Below are 1,326 nucleotides of genomic sequence, written 5' to 3'. Positions count from 1 at the left end.
ACGCCACGGGCCACGGGCCTGACCTTGCGCGATTTGACTGGGCGGATGCGTTCCGTCTGGAGGATCAGCTTTCGGAGGAGGAGCGGATGCTGCGGGACGCGGCGCGGGCGTTTGCGGATGCGGAGCTGGCCCCGATCGTGAAAGAGGCCTATGCCTCCGAGACTTCGAATCCCGGTATTTTCAAGAAGATGGGCGCGGCGGGCCTGCTGGGTGTGACCGTCCCCGAGGACTACGGGGGCTTGGGCGCGGGTTACGTGACCTACGGGCTGGTCGCGCGGGAAGTCGAGCGGATCGACAGCGGCTACCGCAGCATGATGTCGGTGCAGTCGTCGCTGGTGATGTACCCGATCCAGGCCTACGGCTCCGAGGATCAGCGGCGGAAATACCTTCCGGGCCTGGCCACGGGCGAGCTGATCGGCTGCTTCGGGCTGACCGAACCCGACGCGGGGTCCGATCCCGCGGGCATGAAGACGCGGGCCGAGAAGACGGCGACGGGCTACCGCATCACGGGGTCCAAGATGTGGATCTCGAACGCGCCGTTCGCGGATGTCTTCGTGATCTGGGCCAAGTCCGACGAGCACGGCGGCAAGATCCGGGGCTTCGTGCTGGAGAGGGGCATGAAGGGCCTGAGTGCTCCAACGATCAAGGGCAAGCAGTCCTTGCGCGCCTCGACCACGGGCGAGATCGTGATGGAGAGCGTGGAGGTCGGCGAGGACGCGCTCTTGCCGAACGTCCAAGGGCTCAAGGGGCCGTTCGGCTGCCTGAACCGGGCGCGCTACGGCATCGGCTGGGGCGTGATGGGGGCGGCGGAGTTCTGCTGGCACGCGGCGCGGCAGTACGGGCTGGACCGGGTTCAGTTCGGCAAGCCGCTGGCGCAGACGCAGCTGTTCCAGAAGAAGCTGGCGGACATGCAGACGGAGATTTCCTTCGGCCTTCAGGGGGCGCTGCGGGTGGGGCGGTTGATGGACGAAGGCCGCGCGGCCCCCGAGATGATCTCGATGATCAAGCGCAACAACTGCGGCAAGGCGCTCGACGTCGCGCGGCTGGCCCGGGACATGCACGGGGGCAACGGGATCTCCGAGGACTACCACGTCATCCGCCACATGATGAACCTTGAGACGGTGAACACCTACGAAGGCACGCACGACGTCCACGCCCTGATTCTGGGCCGCGCGCAGACGGGGCTGCAGGCGTTCTTCTGACCGGACCCGCCGCACGATCCACGCATGAAAAAGGGCACCCCGCCTAACCCGGGCTGCCCTTCCTCTTGCCAATAATATCCCACGGGGGCCCGGGGGTGTGAAACCACCGGTACCACGCGTCAGG

Annotated in this window: 1 protein-coding gene; it reads left to right on the top strand. The window is 66.7% G+C overall.

Annotated elements, in window-relative coordinates:
- The coding region (locus tag BLV27_RS18945; RefSeq protein ID WP_092648030.1) for an acyl-CoA dehydrogenase at positions 1 to 1,202 on the top strand (1,202 nt) is incomplete at its 5' end.
- Between the last annotated feature and the right edge of the window lie 124 nt (positions 1,203 to 1,326).

It is taken from the genome of Jannaschia faecimaris (assembly GCF_900107415.1).
Classification (GTDB): domain Bacteria; phylum Pseudomonadota; class Alphaproteobacteria; order Rhodobacterales; family Rhodobacteraceae; genus Jannaschia; species Jannaschia faecimaris.
The sequence above is the reverse complement of the archived record's forward strand: the minus strand, read 5'-3'. Positions and strand labels throughout refer to the sequence as shown.